Source organism: Delftia sp. Lp-1 (assembly GCF_020523835.1).
In the GTDB taxonomy this organism is placed as follows: domain Bacteria; phylum Pseudomonadota; class Gammaproteobacteria; order Burkholderiales; family Burkholderiaceae_C; genus Comamonas; species Comamonas acidovorans.
Map to the genome: position 1 here is coordinate 329,202 of NZ_JAJALJ010000004.1, position 15,926 is coordinate 345,127.

Sequence of the window (15,926 nt, forward strand, 5' to 3'; positions counted from 1 at the left end):
CTCTTCCTTTGTGTCTGGCTTTGTGTCTGTCGTTTCTGCGAGGTGCCCATGGGTCTGGCCCTGGTTCAAAGTCGTGCGCTGCTGGGGCTGGCCGCCCCGCGTGTCACTGTGGAAGTGCATCTGGCCAACGGCCTGCCGTCGTTCACGCTGGTGGGTCTGGCCGATGTCGAGGTCAAGGAAGCGCGTGAACGCGTGCGCTCGGCGCTGCTGAACTCCGGGCTGGAGTTCCCGAGCAACAAACGCATCATCGTCAACCTGGCGCCCGCCGACCTGCCCAAGGATTCGGGGCGCTTCGACCTGCCCATTGCTCTGGGCATTCTCGCGGCCAGCGGCCAGATCAATGGCGATGCGCTGGCCGACTACGAATTCGCGGGCGAGCTGTCGCTGTCGGGTGCGCTGCGGCCCGTGCGCGGCGCGCTGGCCACAGCCCTGGCCCTGCACCGCCAGCAGGACGGCGCCCGCCTGGTGCTGCCGCCGGGCAGCGCGCAGGAGGCGGCCTTCGTGCCGTCGGCCCAGGTTTTCTGCGCGCACCACCTGCTGGACGTGGTGCGCCGCTTCATCACTCGCTCGGCCAATGCCCTGGTGCAGACGGAGCAGGACACGGACGGTGCCGACGACACGGACAACGGCGAGGATGCCGATGGAGTCGATGGCGCCCATGACATCGACAGCACCGACGATCTGTCGGCAGCCAGCGATGTCCGGTCCTGCCCCGGCCCGGGCTGGCATGCGGTGCAGCCGCAGCCCGCTGCCCCAGTGCGCAGCAGCCTGGACCTGGCCGAGGTGCGCGGCCAGGCGCAGGCGCGGCGCGCGCTGGAAATCGCTGCGGCCGGAGGCCACGGCCTGCTGCTGGTGGGGCCGCCGGGCTCGGGCAAGTCCATGCTGGCCCAGCGCTTTGCCGACCTGCTTCCGCCCATGAGCGATGACGAGGCGCTGGAGGCCGCCGCCATCGCCAGCCTGGCCGGCCGCTTCACGCCGGAGCGCTGGCGCCAGCGCCCCACGGCCAGCCCGCATCACACGGCCAGTGCCGTGGCCCTGGTCGGAGGAGGCTCGCCACCGCGTCCCGGCGAGATTTCGCAGTCCCACCACGGAGTACTGTTTCTGGACGAATTCCCCGAGTTCGCGCGCAGTGCGCTGGAGGCGCTGCGCGAGCCGCTGGAGACCGGCCAGATCACCATCGCCAGAGCCGCCCAGCGCTGCGAATTCCCCGCGCGCTTTCAGCTGGTCGCGGCCATGAACCCCTGCCCCTGCGGCCATTGGGGGTCGACGGTGCAGCGCTGCCGCTGCACGCCCGACAAGGTGGCGCGCTACCAGGCGCGTATCAGCGGCCCGCTGCTGGATCGCATCGACCTGCATGTGGAAGTCGGCGCCCTGCCCCCGCAGGAGCTGCTGGCCGCGCGCTCGGGCGAAACCAGCGAGGCCGTGCGCGGGCGCGTGGTCCAGGCCCGCGCGCTGGCCGTGCAGCGCCAGGGCAGTGCCAACCACCAGCTCCAGGGCCAGGCCCTGGACGACCACCTGGGCCTGTCGCCCGAGGCCCTGGCCTTCGCCCACAAGGCCGCCGCACGCCTGGGCTGGTCGGCCCGCAGCACCCACCGCGCGCTCAAGGTGGCGCGCACCATTGCGGATCTGGCGGGCAGCGCGGCAGTGGAGACCGGGCATGTGGCCGAGGCCATGCAGTATCGGAGGGTGTTGCGGTTGCCGTCATGAGCCGGCAGGCACCAGGCCTTGCGCATCGACAGCCGCAACCCCCTGGTCGATCCCCAGCACCTCCACGCACGCATGCAGCGCAGGCGACCAGCCCTGGCGCGCGGGCACGACGAACCAGGTTTCCACGCGGGCGACTTCCTGGGCGAGTGCGCCGGGCAGGGCCGTGATGTGCACGCCGAAGCGGTGCTGCTGTGCCTGGACCACGCTGCGCGGCAGCAGGCCGTAGCCCATGCCGGCGGCCACGCAGCCGAGGATGGCGTCCAGCGATCCCATTTCCATGATGCGTGCCGCTACGCCGCGCGCGGCCAGCAGCAGTTCGATGCGCTGGCGGTAGCTGCAGCCCTGGCGGAAGGCCAGGAAGGGCACGGCGCTGAGCTGGGCGGCATCGGGAAAGCGCGGCAGCGCGAAGGCGGTGACCAGGACCAGTTCCTCCTCGAAGACGCGCCAGCCCTGCAGGCGGGACTGGGGCGGCATGCCGGAGACGAAGGCGCAGTCCAGCCGCCCGGCAAGCAGATCGGCCAGCAGCTCGGCCGTGGTGGCCGTGCGCAGCTCCAGGTCCAGGCCGGGCTGGGCCTGGTGCAGGCGCGCCAGCAGCGGCGGCAGGCGCAGCGCGGCCGTGGTTTCCATGGAGCCTATGCGCAGCGCGCCTGCGGCCCGGGCGCTGCCTTGCAGCAGGGCCAGCGCCTCGTCATGGTCGGCCAGCATGCGCCGCGCGTATTGCTCCAGCAGGCGGCCGGCAGGCGTGGCGTGCACGGGAGCGCTGCGTTCCAGCAGTTGCACGCCGGCCTCGTCCTCGAGCTTTTTCACATGTGCCGTCACGTTGGACTGCACGGTGTGCAGTTGCTGCGCGGCGGCGCCGAAGCTGCCGCTGTCGCAGACGGCCAGGAACATGCGCAGGGACTTCAGTTGCATCGCGGCTCCAGTGACGTCCATCTTCAATCGAGATCGACGCCATCATTTTGAATCATTGGACATGATGAGCGGCAGCGCCTAATGTATGCCCATCCTCCCCGCATGGCGCCCACTCCCGTGATCCAACGCAACGAAACTTCCCTGCTGCTGACCGGCTTCATGGCCACGCTCAGCGGCGTCGGCCTGGCGCGCTTTGCCTACACGGCGCTGATGCCGCAGATGGTGCATGCCGGCTGGTTCAGCGGCGAGCAGGTGGCCTACCTGGGTGCGGCCAACCTGCTGGGCTATCTGATCGGGGCGCTGGCCGCCGCGCCGCTGGCCGAACGCCTGGGCGCGCTGCGCGTGCTGCTGTGGTGCTGGGTGGCCCTGGCGCTGAGCTTTGCGGCCTGCGCCTGGCCTCTGCCCATGCCCTGGTTCTTTGCCTGGCGCTGCATCTCGGGCATTGGCGGCGCCATCCTGATGGTGCTGGGCCCCTCGGTGGCCCTGGCGGCCACGCCCGTGCAGCGGCGTGCGGCCCTGGGGCCGCTGATGTTCTGCGGCATAGGCGCCGGCGCCCTGCTGTCGGCCACGCTGATACCGCTGCTGGCGCGCCAGAGCCTGGGCGCCGTCTGGTGGGCGCTGGCGGCGGTCTGCGCCTGGGCCGGCTGGCTGGGCTGGCGCCATGTGCGGCGGCTGCCGGTGCCTGCGCCCATTGCCATCACGCCCCATGCACGGCCCGTGCCCGCTGCACCCCTGTGGACGCTGCCCGTGGTGCTGGTGATGCTGGCCTATATGACGGACGCCTTCGGCTTTGTGCCGCACACGGTGTTCTGGGTGGACTACCTGGCGCGCGAGCTGCAGTTGGGCGATGCCTACGCCTCCACACAGTGGGCCGTGTTCGGCCTGGGCGCCATTGCCGGGCCGCTGGTGGCCTCGCTGTGCGCCACGCGCTTTGGCTGGTGGGGCACGACCACGGGCGCCTATGCGGTCAAGACCCTGGCCATTGCCATGCCACTGTTCTGGGTGGGATTTGCGGGGCATGCGACCTCGTCCTTTCTGGTGGGCGCCTTGTCGCCGGGCATGGCGGCCATCACCTCGGGCTACCTGATGCAGCTGATCGGCCCCGCGCAGCACAAGCGCATGTGGGGCTATGCGACGGCGGCCTTTGCGCTGATGCAGGCCGTGTCGGGATATTTCATGGCCTGGAGCTATGCGGGCCTGGGCTCGTACCAGCGTCTGTTCGTCATCGGCAGCGTGTCGCTGCTGCTGGGCACGCTCATGATCGCCACCAGCCGCGCCAGCGCGCGCCGACAGGCCGCCGCATGAGTGCGCGGATTCGAGACAGAAAACAAGGAGTCGTATGAGCACCGCAAAGACCGCATGGATGGCCCGCCTGGGCATGCGCCATCCCATCATCCAGGCCCCCATGGCCGGCACGTCCACGCCCGCGCTGGCGGCAGCCGTCACCGATGCGGGCGGCCTGGGCTCGCTGGGCATTGGCGCCAGCGGCACGGAGCAGGCACGCCAGCAGATCGTGCAGACGCGCGCGCTGACATCGGGCGCCTTCAACGTCAACCTGTTCTGCCACCGGCCGGCCCGGGCCGATGCACAGCGCGAGGCAGCATGGCTGGCCCATCTGGCGCCCGAGTTCGCGCGCTTTGGCGCCAAGCCGCCGGCCGGCCTGAACGAGATCTACGCCACCGCCGTCGGCAACGCGGCGCTGCAGGCCATGCTGCTGCAGGAGCGGCCCGCCGTGGTGAGCTTTCATTTCGGGCTGCCTGAGCAGGGCTTCATCGACGCGCTGCGCGCGGCCGGCGTCGTGACCCTGGCCAGCGCCACGTCGCTGGACGAGGCGCGCCAGGTGGAGCAGGCCGGTGTCGATGCCATCGTGGCCCAGGGCGTGGAGGCCGGGGGGCACCGCGGCACGTTCGACCCCGCGCAGGACCGCATGATGGGCACCTTCGCCCTGGTGCGCGTGCTGGCGCGCAACACCGCCCTGCCGGTGATCGCGGCGGGCGGCATCATGGACGGCGAGGGCATTGCGGCCGCGTTGGGTCTGGGCGCCTGTGCGGCGCAGCTGGGCACGGCCTTCATCCTCTGCCCTGAATCGTCCGCCAGCCCGGCCTACCGTGCCGAGCTGCGCAGCGAACGCGCCCACCACACGGGCATCACCGCCGCCATCTCGGGCCGGCCGGCGCGCGGCATGGTCAACCGGCTGCATGCGCTGGGCGCCAGCCATGGCCAGCCCCTGCCCGACTACCCGCGCGTCTACGACGCGGGCAAGGCGCTGCACCAGGCGGCGTCCGCCCAGGGCAGCTCCGACTACGCAGCCCACTGGGCCGGCCAGGGTGCGCCGCTGGCGCGCGAGATGCCGGCCGCCGCGCTGGTGCAGACGCTGGCCGGCGAGCTGGCGAGTGCTCAGGCAGGCCGCTAGAGCGTGTTATCCACTAAAGTGCCGCCAGCCCCTGCTCCAGATCGGCGATGAGATCGCGCGGCGACTCCAGGCCGATGTGCAGGCGCACCACGGGCCCGCGCGCACTCCAGTCGGTGACGCTGCGCGCCTGCGCCATGTGCGCGGCCGTCGCCAGGCTCTCGTAGCCGCCCCAGGAGGCGCCTATGCCGAACAACCGCAGGCCGTCGATGAAGCGGTCCACGGCGGCCTCGGTGGTGCCGGGCTGCAGCTCCAGCGACACTAGGCCGTTCGTGCCCTGGCAGTCGCGCAGCCACAGCGCGTGGCCAGGGTGCGTGGGCAGCGCGGGACAGAACACGGTGGCCACGGCCGGGTGCTGCTGCAGCCAGTGCGCCACCTCCAGCGCATGCGCCTCGTGCATCTGCAGCCGTGCGGCCAGCGAGCGCATGCCGCGCAGCACCAGCCAGGCATCGTCGGGGCTGACCGCCATGCCGAAGGCATCGCAGCGCGCGGCCAGCGGCTCCCAGGCGGCCTCGGTGGTGGCCACGGTGCCCATCATCACGTCGGAGTGGCCCGACAGGTACTTGGTGGCTGCCATCACCGAGACATCGGCCCCCAGCGCCAGCGGCCGGTACTGGCAGCCCGACCCCCAGGTGTTGTCGGCCACAACCAGGGCGCCGCGCGCATGGGCCATGGCCGCCAGCGCGGGCAGGTCGCACATCTCGTAGACCAGCGATCCCGGGCATTCGGCATAGACCATGCGGGTGTTGGGGCGCATGCGCGCCTGGGCGTCGCTGCCATCGGCCGCGAAGAAGTCGTACTCGATGCCGTAGGGCCGCAGCCATTGCCCGGCCAGGTGGCGCACAGGCTGGTAGGCGCTGTCGGTCAGCAGCACATGGTCGCCGGGGCGCAGGTAGCTGAGCAGGGCCATGCCGATGGCCGCCAGGCCGGTGGGCAGCAGCCGCGTGCGGTGGGCGCCTTCCAGCTCGCTGACGGCATCTTCCAGCGCAAAGCCGGTGGGCGTGCCGCGCGCGCCGTAGCTGAAGATGCGCTCGCCGGCGCGGCGCTCGCGCATCTCGCGCTGCTGTGCCGTGCTCTCGAACAGCACGGTGCTGGCGCGCACCAGAGGCGGGTTGACGGCCGTGCCGCCCGCATAGGCCGGGCGCTTGCCCGCATGCAGCAGCCGGGTCTGCAGGTCCAGCGCGGGGGCGCCAGGGGCCGATGAGCCAGGCACGGGGGCGTGTGCGGCAGCCATCAGTCGATCTTCGCGCCCGAGAGCTTGACCACGCGCGACCAGCGCTCCATGTCCTGGCGCAGCTGGGCGGCAAAGGCCTCGGGCGTATTGGCCACGACTTCGCTGCCGCCATCGACGACCAGCTTGGTCACTTCAGGCAGTTGCAGGGTGCGCACGATGGCGTCGTGCAAGAAGGCCACACGCTCAGGCGGCGTGCCGGCGGGAGCGAAGAAGCCGTACCAGTCCTCGAAGCGCGCATTGCGCAGGCCCAGTTCCTCCAGCGTGGGCACCTTGCCGAACACGCCGATGCGGCGCGGGCTGGTGACGGCCAGCGCGCGCACCTGGCCCGCCTGGATCATGCCGGCCACGGACGAGGTGGAGGTGATCAGCACATCGACCTGCTGGCCCAGCAGATCGTTGATGGCCGGCCCCGCGCCCTTGTAGGGCACATGGGTCATGGGCACGCCGTTTTCCTTGGACAGCACCACGCCCACCAGGTGCGACAGCGTGCCGTTGCCGGGCGTGGCATAGGTGACGCGGCCCGGCTCGCCCTTGCTGCGCGCCACCAGGTCGGCAAAGCTCTTGAGGGGCGAGGCCGAGGCCACCACGATGGCCAGCGGCGCCGCGTTGATCTGCGTGATGGGCACGAAGTTCTTGAGCGGATCGAAGCCCGGCGCGCTGTAGAGCGCGGGGTTCACCGCCATCAGCGAGACCTGGCCCGTGAGCACGGTGTAGCCATCGGGCTTGGCCTCGGCCACGGCCTTGGCGCCGATATTGCCGCCCGCACCGCCCCGGTTTTCCACCACGGAGGGCTGGCCCGTGGCCTCGGTCAGCCGCGTGGTGACCCAGCGTGTGCTGGCGTCGTTGCCGCCGCCCGGCGGGAAGGGCGAGATGAAGCGGATCGGCTGGGCCGGATAGCCGTTGCGCGCAGCCAGCGGCTCGGCCGTGGCCTGCGAGAGCATGGCCAGGGCCGCGAGGCTGGCGACCAGCATCCTGGCAAGGTTGAGAGTTGCGAACATGTCTTGTCTCCTGTCGTTATGTGGTGTTGGGCTGTTCGGATGCTCTTTGCGTGGATCAGGACATTGCCGGCTCCGGCAGGCGGAAGGCGGCCAGTTCCTGGGCATCGAGCTGCGGCACCAGGCCCGTCTCCCAGGCCAGGTAGCGGCGTGCCGCTTCCTTGTTGCCGTCGTGGCGGTCGTGCACGAAGAACAGGTAGTCGATGCACTCGGCGTCGGTGGGGCTGTCGGGCGTGGCCTCGACGGGCAGGCCGGCCTGCTGCCATGCGGCCAGACCGCCTTCGAGCAGCAGCGGCGCGGCGCCCTGCAGTTCCAGTGCGGCCCATTGCGCCATGCCGGGCTCGTCGGCCACCAGCACGATCTGGCGCGTCTCGCCGGCCAGATCGCTGGCAAGGCACGGGCGGATGGACCAGCGGGCCCCGGCGATGTGGCCTGCGCGGTACTTCATGCCCGCGCGCAGATCGACAACGGCCACCTCGCCCTGGTGCATGCGCTCGTGCAGGGCCTGCGCCGTGATGCCTGCCAGTGCGGGGACCTGGGGCGGCTGGGCCGGTGCCAGGTCCAGGCCGCTTTGCAGGCCGCCCCGCAGCACGCAGGCGTCATGGCCGAGCTGGCGCAGCCAGCTGGCCACCACGGGGGCGCGCACGCCATCGCTGTCGAACAGCACCAGGCGCGCACCGCGCACGCCCACGTACTGGTCGCCGGCCTGCATGAGCTGGCCGCCGGGCGTGTGCTGGGCGCCGGGCAGCGAACCGGCCTTGAATTCCTCGGGCGTGCGCACATCGCACAGGAACAGCGTGCGCGCAGCATCCTGGCTCCAGGCGCGCACGGTGTCGGCATCGACCTCGGGCACGTCGAAGCGTTCGGCCAGGGCACGGGCCTGTGTTTGCAGCGCGCTGCTGGCCGAGTCGTCGCCATAGCGGTGCGTGCCGCCGTGCTCCAGCGGCAGGTCGGCCAGGTACCAGCCCTGGGTGCCGTTCTCCAGCGCGTAGACGGGGTTGGGAATGCCCAGGTTGATCAAGGTCTGCGCGCCGATGATGGAGCGCGTGCGGCCCGCGCAATTGACCACGATGGGCGTGGCCGCATCGGGCACCAGGCGGCTCACGCGCAGCGCCAGCTCGCCATTGGGGCAGCAGATGGCGCCGGGGATGTTCATCTTGTGGAACTCGGAGACGGGCCGGCCGTCCAGCACCACCAGGGGCAGGCCCGCCGCCTGGCGCGCCGCCAGCTGCTGTGCCGTGATGCGCGGCGTGCCATAGGCGTGTTCGGCCAGTTCGCCAAAGGTCTTGGAGGGCAGGTTCACGCCGGCGAACAGCGTGTAGCCCGCAGCGCTCCAGGCCTTGGCACCGCCTTCGAGCACGGCGACCTGGGTATAGCCCAGTGCTTCGAGGCGGCGCGCGGCGCGCTCGGCCACGCCCGCGCTGGCATCGCCCTCGCCACCGTCGTAGGTGACGACGCGCACCTGCCGGCGCGGCACCAGGCGGGGCACATCCAGCTCCAGCCGGCTGTAGGGCAGGGGCGTGGCGTAGAACAGGTGCGACTCGCCGTACTGGCCGTGCTCGCGCACGTCGAGCAGCGCGATCTCCTGGCCGTCGTGCAGCCAGGATTTGAGGGTGTGGGCGTCAATGGATGCGGTCATTGCATGCGGTCCGGGAAAAAGATCGGCAAGGAATTTCGGGCAAAGCCGTGCCACGCGCGCCCCGTGGGGCGCGCTGCGGCATGGACAGTGAAAAGGCAGGAAGCGGGAGGTAGCGGCCGGAAGGCCTGGGCTCAGCGGCGCGTCTGCACGCCGATGGCCATGGTCTGGCAGGTACCGGTGGCCAGGTCGTAGCTGGTGCGCTCGTTGAGCGTCTCCAGCGCGCGGCCGTACATGTGCAGGTGGCGGATGACCTGCTCGCCCTGGATCTCCACGGAGTGGATGTCCTCGGGCATGAGGGCGATGCCCTGGCCTGGTGCGACCACCACAAGCTCCGTCTCGCGCAGCGTGCCCTTGCCGGGGACGGAGCCGTCGTCGGTGCGCTCGTAGACGCGGTTGTGCTCCGTGCCTTCCACGGCGGCAATGCAGGCCCAGGTCGTGTGGTTGTGCGGCACGATGCGCTTGCCCGGGCGCATGACGTTGAGGTACAGCGCATAGCTCTGGTCGGCGTCCTCGGCGATCAGGTAGCGCGCCTGGTGCTCTCCCTCTTCGGGCGCAGCGTAGTCGGTCTGTTGCCAGAAATCGCGGCGCGCGGCCAGGCCCAGCAGTTGCTGGAGCACGGTGTCCAGGCTGGCACGCGTGGCCGCGTCCTCGCCAATGGCCTGCTTCATGCTGTCGATGGCTGCTGTCACAGCGGCGCTGCGCTGTTCGGTGATGGTGTTGGTGGTGGTGTTCAAAGGGGGCTCCTTGTCGTCGTTGAAGTCCACTGTAGTGAGGCGCCCGGCCCGCAACAATCCACGCATGCCCAATAAATACTTCAATAAAATTGAAGTATGGAGACGCTTGACCTGGACTTGCTGCGCACCCTGGCCGCCATTGCCAGCCACGACAGCTTTGCCGCCGCCGCCGTGCAGATGGGGCGCACGCAATCGGCCATCACCCAGCAGATGCAGCGGCTGGAGGAGAAGATCGGCCACGCGCTGTTCGAGAAGCAGGGCCGGCAAAAACGCCTCACCGACCACGGCCAGCGCCTGCTGGGCTATGCGCGCCACATGCTGGCCATCCACGACGAGGCGCTGCGCAACCTGCAGCACCGCCAGGTGCAGGGCCTGGTGCGCATTGGCGCACCCCACGACGCGGCCGACAACATGCTGCCGCCCGTGCTGCAGGAGATCGCGCTGAACTTTCCGGCCATGCAGATCGACATCCATGTGGGGCGCAGCCCGTTCCTGATGGAGTCGCTCAAGCAGGGCGAGCTGGACCTGGCCATCTCCAACCGGGAGGATGAGGGCTTCGAGGGCTTTGCCCTGCGCTCCACACCCACGGTGTGGCTGTGCGGCGCGGGCTATGCCCATGACCCGGGCAAGCCCGTTCCCCTGGTCATGGCCGACGGGCCCAGCATCTTCCGGCGCCTGGGCTGCGATGCGCTGGATGCGGCCGGCATCGCCTGGACGCCGCGCCACACCTGCACCAGCCTGGTGGGCATACGCGCGGCGCTGCGCGCCGGCCTGGGCGTGACGGCGCGCGGCGTGGAGCAGCTCGACCCGGGCCTGCGCGTGCTGGGCGCGGGCGACGGCATGCCCCCGCTGCCGGACCTGGCCTACCGCCTGTACATCCGCAGCCATGTGATCAGCCCCGTGACACGCCAGATCTTCGAGAACCTGCAGGCCCGCATGCGCCAGCCGGCGGGCTGAGCGCCGGGGCGCTTGGCGCGCGGCAGTGCTGGATGTGGCGGCGCACTTGACTGCACAGCTTGTAATGGGACTTATTCTCAAATAACATCCGCGCCACCGCCGCCCCCTCCGGCCGGCGTTTTTCGAGCCTTTCCAGGCCCCCGTGCCATGCCATCTCCCACTCTTGCCCGCACCCATGACTGGTTCCGTGACTACGGGCCGCTGATCTCCCGCATCCTCGCCGCGCTGTTTGGCGGCTACGCCGTGGCGGCGCTGGCCAGCGTGGCCGTGCTGGCCCTGCCGGCCGACCGCACGCAGGCGGCGATCTCGGGTACCTTGCTGAGCTTTGCCGTCTATGCGGGCGCGGTGATCTGGGTGTTTGCCGTGCGCAGCGCCACGCGCGCCTGGGCCGGCCTGCTGGTCGCCGCCCTGGTGCTGGCGCCTGCCGCGTGGTGGACCTGGGGCAAGGGGCTGGGCGCATGAACACGAACACCACGGACACCACGAACACGGCCGGCAAGCCCGCCAAGCCCGGGAAAGCTGCCAAGGCGCCCGGCATCCGACAGACCATGTCAGACCTGCACACCTGGGTCGGCCTGCTGCTGGGCTGGTTCCTCTACGCCATGTTCCTCACGGGCACGGTGAGCTATTTCAGGAACGAGATCACGCAGTGGATGCAGCCCGAGCAGCCGCACCAGAGCCAGGCGAGCGAGCCCGCGCTCGTGGCCCAGCGTGTGGGTGACGCCATGGCGCATGTGGCGCCCCAAAGCCCGCAATGGCTGATCAACCTGCCCGATGCGCGCAGCACGGTGGCCACGGTGTTCTGGAGCCCGCCGCAGACCGAAAAGGGCGCCAGGCGCCGCTTCGAGAACGGCCGCTTCGACCCGGCCACCGGCACGCGCCTCGAAGGCCCGGTGCGCGAGACGCGCGGCGGCGAGTTCTTCTACCGCTTCCACTTCCAGTTCCACTACATGCCCGTGCTCTGGGGCCGCTATCTGGCGGGGCTGTGCGCCATGTTCATGCTGGTGGCCATCGTCAGCGGGGTGATCACGCACAAGAAGATCTTTGCCGACTTCTTCACCTTCCGCTGGGGCAAGGGCCAGCGCTCCTGGCTGGACGCGCACAACGCGCTGTCGGTGCTGGGCCTGCCCTTTCACCTGATGATCACGTACACCGGCCTGGTGACCCTGGCCCTGATGTACATGCCCTGGGCCAATCTGGCCACCACCATGACGCCCGAGCAGCGCGTGGTGGCCGGCCAGCAGCTCAGTGCCTTTGTTCCCGCAGGCAAGCCCTCGGGCCAGGCCGCGCCCCTGGCACCGCTGGCCGACATGGTCCGCCAGGCCGAGCAGCGCTGGGGCGCGGGCCAGGTGGAACGCCTGAACGTCAACCTGCCCGGCGATGCCAATGCGCGCGTGACCGCCATCCGCGGCGAGAACGGCCGCGTCTCCATCAGCCCGCAGTTCATGATGTTCGACGGCGTCAGCGGCCAGCTGCTGCAGGCCCAGGACAGCGTGGGCGCCGCCGCCGAGACGCGCGGCGTGCTCTATGCGCTGCACATGGGCCGCTTCGGCGACCTGCCCACGCGCTGGCTGTACTTCATCGTCAGCCTTGCGGGCACGGCCATGGTGGGAACGGGACTGGTGCTGTGGAACGTGAAGCGGCGCAGCAAGCTGCCCGACCCGGAAAGGCCGCATTTCGGCTTCCGGCTCGTGGAACGGCTGAACATCGCCACCATTGCCGGCCTGTCCATCGGCATGGCCGGCATGCTCTGGGCCAACCGCCTGCTGCCGGTGGAGATGGCGCAGCGCGCCGAGTGGGAGGTGCACGCCATGTTCATCGCCTGGGGGGCCACCCTGTTCTGGGCGATGGGCCGGCCCGCCAAGCGGGCCTGGATCGAGTTGCTGTGGGCCGGCGCCGCCGTTCTGGCCCTGCTGCCCGTGGTCAACGCGCTGACCACGGATCGCGGCCTCTTGGCCAGCCTGCGCGCGGGCGACTGGGTATTCGCGGGCATGGACCTCATGCTGCTGGCCCTGGCCGCACTGCATGCCCATCTGGCCCTGCGCACCCAGCGCCACCAGCCCAAGGCCAAACCGGTGCGCGCCGCCCGGCCCGCGCCCAAGGCAGCCGCCACGGCAGTGGCCGCCACAGCAGTGGCCGCCACAGCAGCGGCCGCCGCAGCGGAGACCAGCGCATGAGCATGGCCCACCTGTTCTGTCAGCTGCTGGCCCTGGGCGCCTTCGCCTGCCTGGCCCTGGCGATGGACCGCCACCAGAGCGACCTGTTCGGCAAGGAACTGCCACCCGCCCGCACCCGGCGCCTGCGCGCGGCCGGCTGGGTGCTGCTGGCGCTGTCGCTATGGGCGGCGCTGCAGGTGGAGCCCTGGTCGCTGGGGCTGGTGGCCTGGTTCGGCCACATCGCCGCAGCAGCCGCCATCGTGCTGCTGTCCATGGTGGCGCGCGAGCGCCTGCGCTGACGACCCTCCCGGCGCCTTCAGAGAAACATGCCGCCCGAGGCCTCGATGCGCTGGCCCTGCACCCAGCCCATGCCGGGCTGCAGCAGGGCGGCCATCACGGGGCCGATGTCGTCGGGCTGGCCCACGCGGCCCAGTGCCGTCTGGCTGGCCAGGGCCGCGCCGACCTGCGCATCGTCGCGCACACGGCCACCGCCAAAATCCGTGGCAATCGCCCCCGGCGCCACCGTGTTGACGCGAATGCCGCGCGCCCCCAGCTCGCGCGCCAGGTAGCGCGTCAGCACCTCCACCCCGCCCTTCATGGATGCATAGGCCGCATAGCCCGGCTGGGTGAAGCGCGTGAGCCCGCTGGACAGATGGATGATGCTGCCGCCGTCGCGCAGCAGGGGCAGCAGGTGCTGGCTCAGGAAGAACGGCGCCTTCAGGTGGATGGCGACCAATTCATCGAACTGCGCCTCGGTGGTGGTGGCGAATGGCGCGTTGATGCCGATGCCGGCGTTGTGCACCAGCGCATCAAGGCGGTCGGCCTGCCAGGTATCGGCCAGCGCCTGGCGCACGCGGGCCGCAAAGTCCGCAAAGCCCGCGCTGCGCGCCACGTCCAGCTGCAGGGCGGCGGCCCGCCCGCCCAGCGCCTCGATGGCGGCCACGGCGGCCTGGGCCTCGTCGGCACGCTCACGGTAGGTCAGCACCACGTCCAAGCCCTGGCGCGCCAGGTGCTCGGCCGTATTGCGGCCCAGGCCGCGGCTGCCGCCCGTGACGAGGACGATGCGGCGGGCGGCAGGGGAAGAAGCGGTCGAAGGAGAAGCTGTCATGGCGGACCTCGTTAGGTGGTTTGCAATGACAGCGACTGTATTGAAGGTCTATTTTTGGATAAATTGGCTGTTTCTGATTTATTTGTTCACCCCATGCAAACAATCAAGCTTCTGGAGCAGATGCAGATCTTCAGCCGCGTGGCCGAGATGGCCAGCTTCACGCGTGCGGCCGACAGCATGGGTTTGCCCAAGGCCAGCGTCTCCCAGGCCGTGCAGCAACTGGAGGCGCGGCTGGGCACGCGGCTGCTGCACCGGACCACGCGGCGCGTGCAGCTCACCCAAGACGGCCAGGCCTGCTACGAACGCTGCCAGGACCTGCTGGCCGACGTGGACGAGTTCCAGGGCCAGTTCCAACAGGCCGGCGACGCGCCGCTGCAGGGCAAGGTCCGGCTGGACATGACCACGGGCCTGGCGCGCCACGTCGTCATGCCCTTGCTGCCGCAACTGCTGCAAATCCATCCGGCGCTGGAGCTGGAACTGAGCTGCACCGAGCGCCGCGTGGACCTGGTGCGCGAAGGCTTTGATTGCGTGCTGCGCCTGGGCCCCGTGGACGAGCCCGGCCTGGTGGCACGCCCGCTGGGCCTGTTGGCGCTGGCCACCTGCGCCAGCCCCGGCTATGTCCAGGCCCACGGGCTGCCCGCCACGCTGCAGGATCTGGGCGGTCACCGGCTGGTGCACTACCAGCGCACGCTGGGCGCGCGGCCGCTGGGCTTCGAGTACGAGGAGGATGGCCAGCCACGGTACCTGCCGATGACGGGCGCGCTCACCGTGAACAACGCCGAGGCGTATCTCGCGGCCTGCCAGGCCGGCCTGGGGCTGATCCAGGTTCCGCGCCTGGCCGTGCAGCCGCTGCTGGACGCAGGGGAACTGGTCGAGGTGCTGCCCCGCCACCCGCCGCCGCCCATGCCGCTGCACCTGATCTACGCGCAGCGCCGCCAATTGCCGCGCCGCGTGCGCGTGCTCATGGATTGGCTGGCCGAAGCGGTCCTGCCCTGGACGCTTGGCGCTGGCCCGGCCGCAAAGCCCTAGCGAGCGCTGCAGGGATTCAGCCAGCGTCATTTTGCTTATCACTAATCCGTATCAAGACAAAGGTTCGCGCCTGCCCCTTTTGACGCCATTTACCGGACAATAGCGACCTTGCCCCGGTCACCGGCCGCCACGAAGCAGCGGCAACGCGCACACCGCGCCTGCCCCCTGTGCTTCCCGCCACCGCGTGCCTGAATGGCACTGACCTCTCATTGCAACGTCCCGGCGGGCACTGCCTGCCCCGAATTCACCGTATTGCCAACATGAGTGCTTTTCTTGAAGAACGCGTGCTGTCCGTCCACCACTGGACCGACCGCCTTTTCTCCTTCACCACCACCCGTGACACCGCGCTGCGCTTTTCCAACGGCCATTTCACGATGATCGGGCTGAAGGTCGACGGCAAGAACCTGCTGCGTGCCTACTCCATCGCCAGCCCCAACTACGAGGAGCACCTCGAGTTCCTGTCGATCAAGGTGCCCGACGGTCCGCTGACCTCGCGCCTGCAGAACATCCAGGTCGGCGACACCATCCTCGTCGGCAAGAAGCCCACGGGCACGCTGCTGATCGACTACCTGCTGCCCGGCAAGAACCTGTACCTGATCGGCACCGGCACGGGCCTGGCCCCGTGGCTGGCCGTGGCCCGCGACCCCGAGACCTACGAGCGCTACGAGAAGGTCGTCGTCGTGCACGGCGTGCGCCACGCCAGCGAGCTGGCCTACCAGGAGCTGTTCGAGAAGGAACTGCCCGAGCATGAATTCCTCGGCGAAATCGTCAAGGACAAGCTGGTCTACTACCCCACGGTGACGCGCGAGCCCTTCCGCAACCAGGGCCGCATCTCCAACCAGATCACGGCCGGCACCTTCCCGCAGAACATCGGCCTGCCCGAGCTCAACCCCGAGACCGACCGCGTCATGCTGTGCGGCAGCCCCGCCATGCTGAACGAACTCAAGGAGCTGCTGGAGCACCGCGGCTTCAAGGAAGGCAACACCACCACGCCCGGCGACTTCGTGGTCGAGCGCGCCTTCGTCGAGAAGTAAAGCCCACGACA

The 15,926-nt window shown here is 70.1% G+C and carries 15 protein-coding genes; 9 read left to right on the plus strand and 6 right to left on the minus strand.

What is annotated here, in order from left to right; all coding sequences use genetic code 11:
• Positions 1-48: 48 nt before the first annotated feature.
• Positions 49-1,707, plus strand: coding sequence for a YifB family Mg chelatase-like AAA ATPase (locus tag LGR64_RS26730; RefSeq protein ID WP_034397775.1), 1,659 nt, complete (start codon positions 49-51; stop codon positions 1,705-1,707).
• Here the strand turns inward: LGR64_RS26730 and LGR64_RS26735 are convergent.
• On the minus strand, positions 1,702-2,619 hold the full coding sequence (locus LGR64_RS26735) for a LysR family transcriptional regulator (protein WP_034397773.1): 918 nt from the start codon (positions 2,617-2,619) through the stop codon (positions 1,702-1,704). The genes LGR64_RS26730 and LGR64_RS26735 overlap by 6 nt on opposite strands.
• A gap of 102 nt (positions 2,620-2,721) precedes the next feature.
• Here LGR64_RS26735 and LGR64_RS26740 point away from each other — a divergent pair, with 102 nt between their 5' ends.
• Positions 2,722-3,924 carry a YbfB/YjiJ family MFS transporter gene (locus LGR64_RS26740; protein WP_141832813.1) on the plus strand — a complete coding sequence of 401 codons (1,203 nt, stop codon included), beginning with the start codon at positions 2,722-2,724 and terminating at the stop codon, positions 3,922-3,924.
• 34 nt (positions 3,925-3,958) lie between these two features.
• Positions 3,959-5,032 (plus strand): NAD(P)H-dependent flavin oxidoreductase, encoded by a 1,074-nt coding sequence (locus tag LGR64_RS26745; protein WP_141832815.1) that lies wholly within the window; start codon positions 3,959-3,961, stop codon positions 5,030-5,032.
• A gap of 13 nt (positions 5,033-5,045) precedes the next feature.
• Here the strand turns inward: LGR64_RS26745 and metC are convergent, their stop codons facing one another.
• The 4 genes from metC to LGR64_RS26765 all read right to left on the minus strand — a co-directional run bounded on the left by metC (position 5,046) and on the right by LGR64_RS26765 (position 9,565).
• Positions 5,046-6,263, minus strand: coding sequence for a cystathionine beta-lyase (gene metC / locus LGR64_RS26750; RefSeq protein ID WP_141832817.1), 1,218 nt, complete (start codon positions 6,261-6,263; stop codon positions 5,046-5,048).
• The gene (locus tag LGR64_RS26755; RefSeq protein ID WP_141832819.1) at positions 6,263-7,261 is read right to left on the minus strand and encodes a Bug family tripartite tricarboxylate transporter substrate binding protein; all 999 of its coding nucleotides are present in this window, start codon (positions 7,259-7,261) and stop codon (positions 6,263-6,265) included. Before LGR64_RS26755 ends, metC begins: the two co-directional genes overlap by 1 nt.
• Positions 7,262-7,316: 55 nt before the next feature.
• On the minus strand, positions 7,317-8,897 hold the full coding sequence (locus LGR64_RS26760) for a rhodanese-like domain-containing protein (RefSeq protein WP_230357355.1): 1,581 nt from the start codon (positions 8,895-8,897) through the stop codon (positions 7,317-7,319).
• 131 nt (positions 8,898-9,028) lie between these two features.
• Positions 9,029-9,565 carry a cysteine dioxygenase family protein gene (locus LGR64_RS26765; protein ID WP_230357479.1) on the minus strand — a complete coding sequence of 179 codons (537 nt, stop codon included), beginning with the start codon at positions 9,563-9,565 and terminating at the stop codon, positions 9,029-9,031.
• Positions 9,566-9,727: 162 nt separating this feature from the next.
• Here LGR64_RS26765 and LGR64_RS26770 point away from each other — a divergent pair, with 162 nt between their 5' ends.
• From LGR64_RS26770 to LGR64_RS26785, 4 genes are all read left to right on the plus strand, one after another.
• A complete protein-coding gene (locus LGR64_RS26770) occupies positions 9,728-10,588 on the plus strand; it encodes a LysR substrate-binding domain-containing protein (protein ID WP_230357357.1) in 861 nt (286 codons plus the stop codon).
• Between the two features lie 147 nt (positions 10,589-10,735).
• Entirely contained in the window at positions 10,736-11,050 is a 315-nt protein-coding gene (locus LGR64_RS26775; RefSeq protein ID WP_160851204.1) for a DUF3649 domain-containing protein, read from the plus strand.
• Positions 11,047-12,765 carry a PepSY-associated TM helix domain-containing protein gene (locus LGR64_RS26780; protein WP_230357359.1) on the plus strand — a complete coding sequence of 573 codons (1,719 nt, stop codon included), beginning with the start codon at positions 11,047-11,049 and terminating at the stop codon, positions 12,763-12,765. The genes LGR64_RS26775 and LGR64_RS26780 overlap by 4 nt, the downstream gene beginning before the upstream one ends.
• On the plus strand, positions 12,762-13,043 hold the full coding sequence (locus LGR64_RS26785; RefSeq protein WP_012202210.1) for a DUF3325 domain-containing protein: 282 nt from the start codon (positions 12,762-12,764) through the stop codon (positions 13,041-13,043). Before LGR64_RS26780 ends, LGR64_RS26785 begins: the two co-directional genes overlap by 4 nt.
• 17 nt (positions 13,044-13,060) lie before the next feature.
• Here LGR64_RS26785 and LGR64_RS26790 read toward each other — a convergent pair whose 3' ends face one another.
• Entirely contained in the window at positions 13,061-13,852 is a 792-nt protein-coding gene (locus LGR64_RS26790) for an SDR family NAD(P)-dependent oxidoreductase (RefSeq protein WP_034397753.1), read from the minus strand.
• 93 nt (positions 13,853-13,945) lie between these two features.
• On the opposite strand from LGR64_RS26790, the gene LGR64_RS26795 reads away from it, so the two are divergent.
• Positions 13,946-14,881 (plus strand): LysR family transcriptional regulator, encoded by a 936-nt coding sequence (locus LGR64_RS26795; protein ID WP_141832827.1) that lies wholly within the window; start codon positions 13,946-13,948, stop codon positions 14,879-14,881.
• A 260-nt stretch (positions 14,882-15,141) separates the two neighbouring features.
• Positions 15,142-15,915, plus strand: coding sequence for a ferredoxin--NADP reductase (locus LGR64_RS26800; protein WP_012202207.1), 774 nt, complete (start codon positions 15,142-15,144; stop codon positions 15,913-15,915).
• The last annotated feature ends 11 nt before the right edge of the window (positions 15,916-15,926 follow it).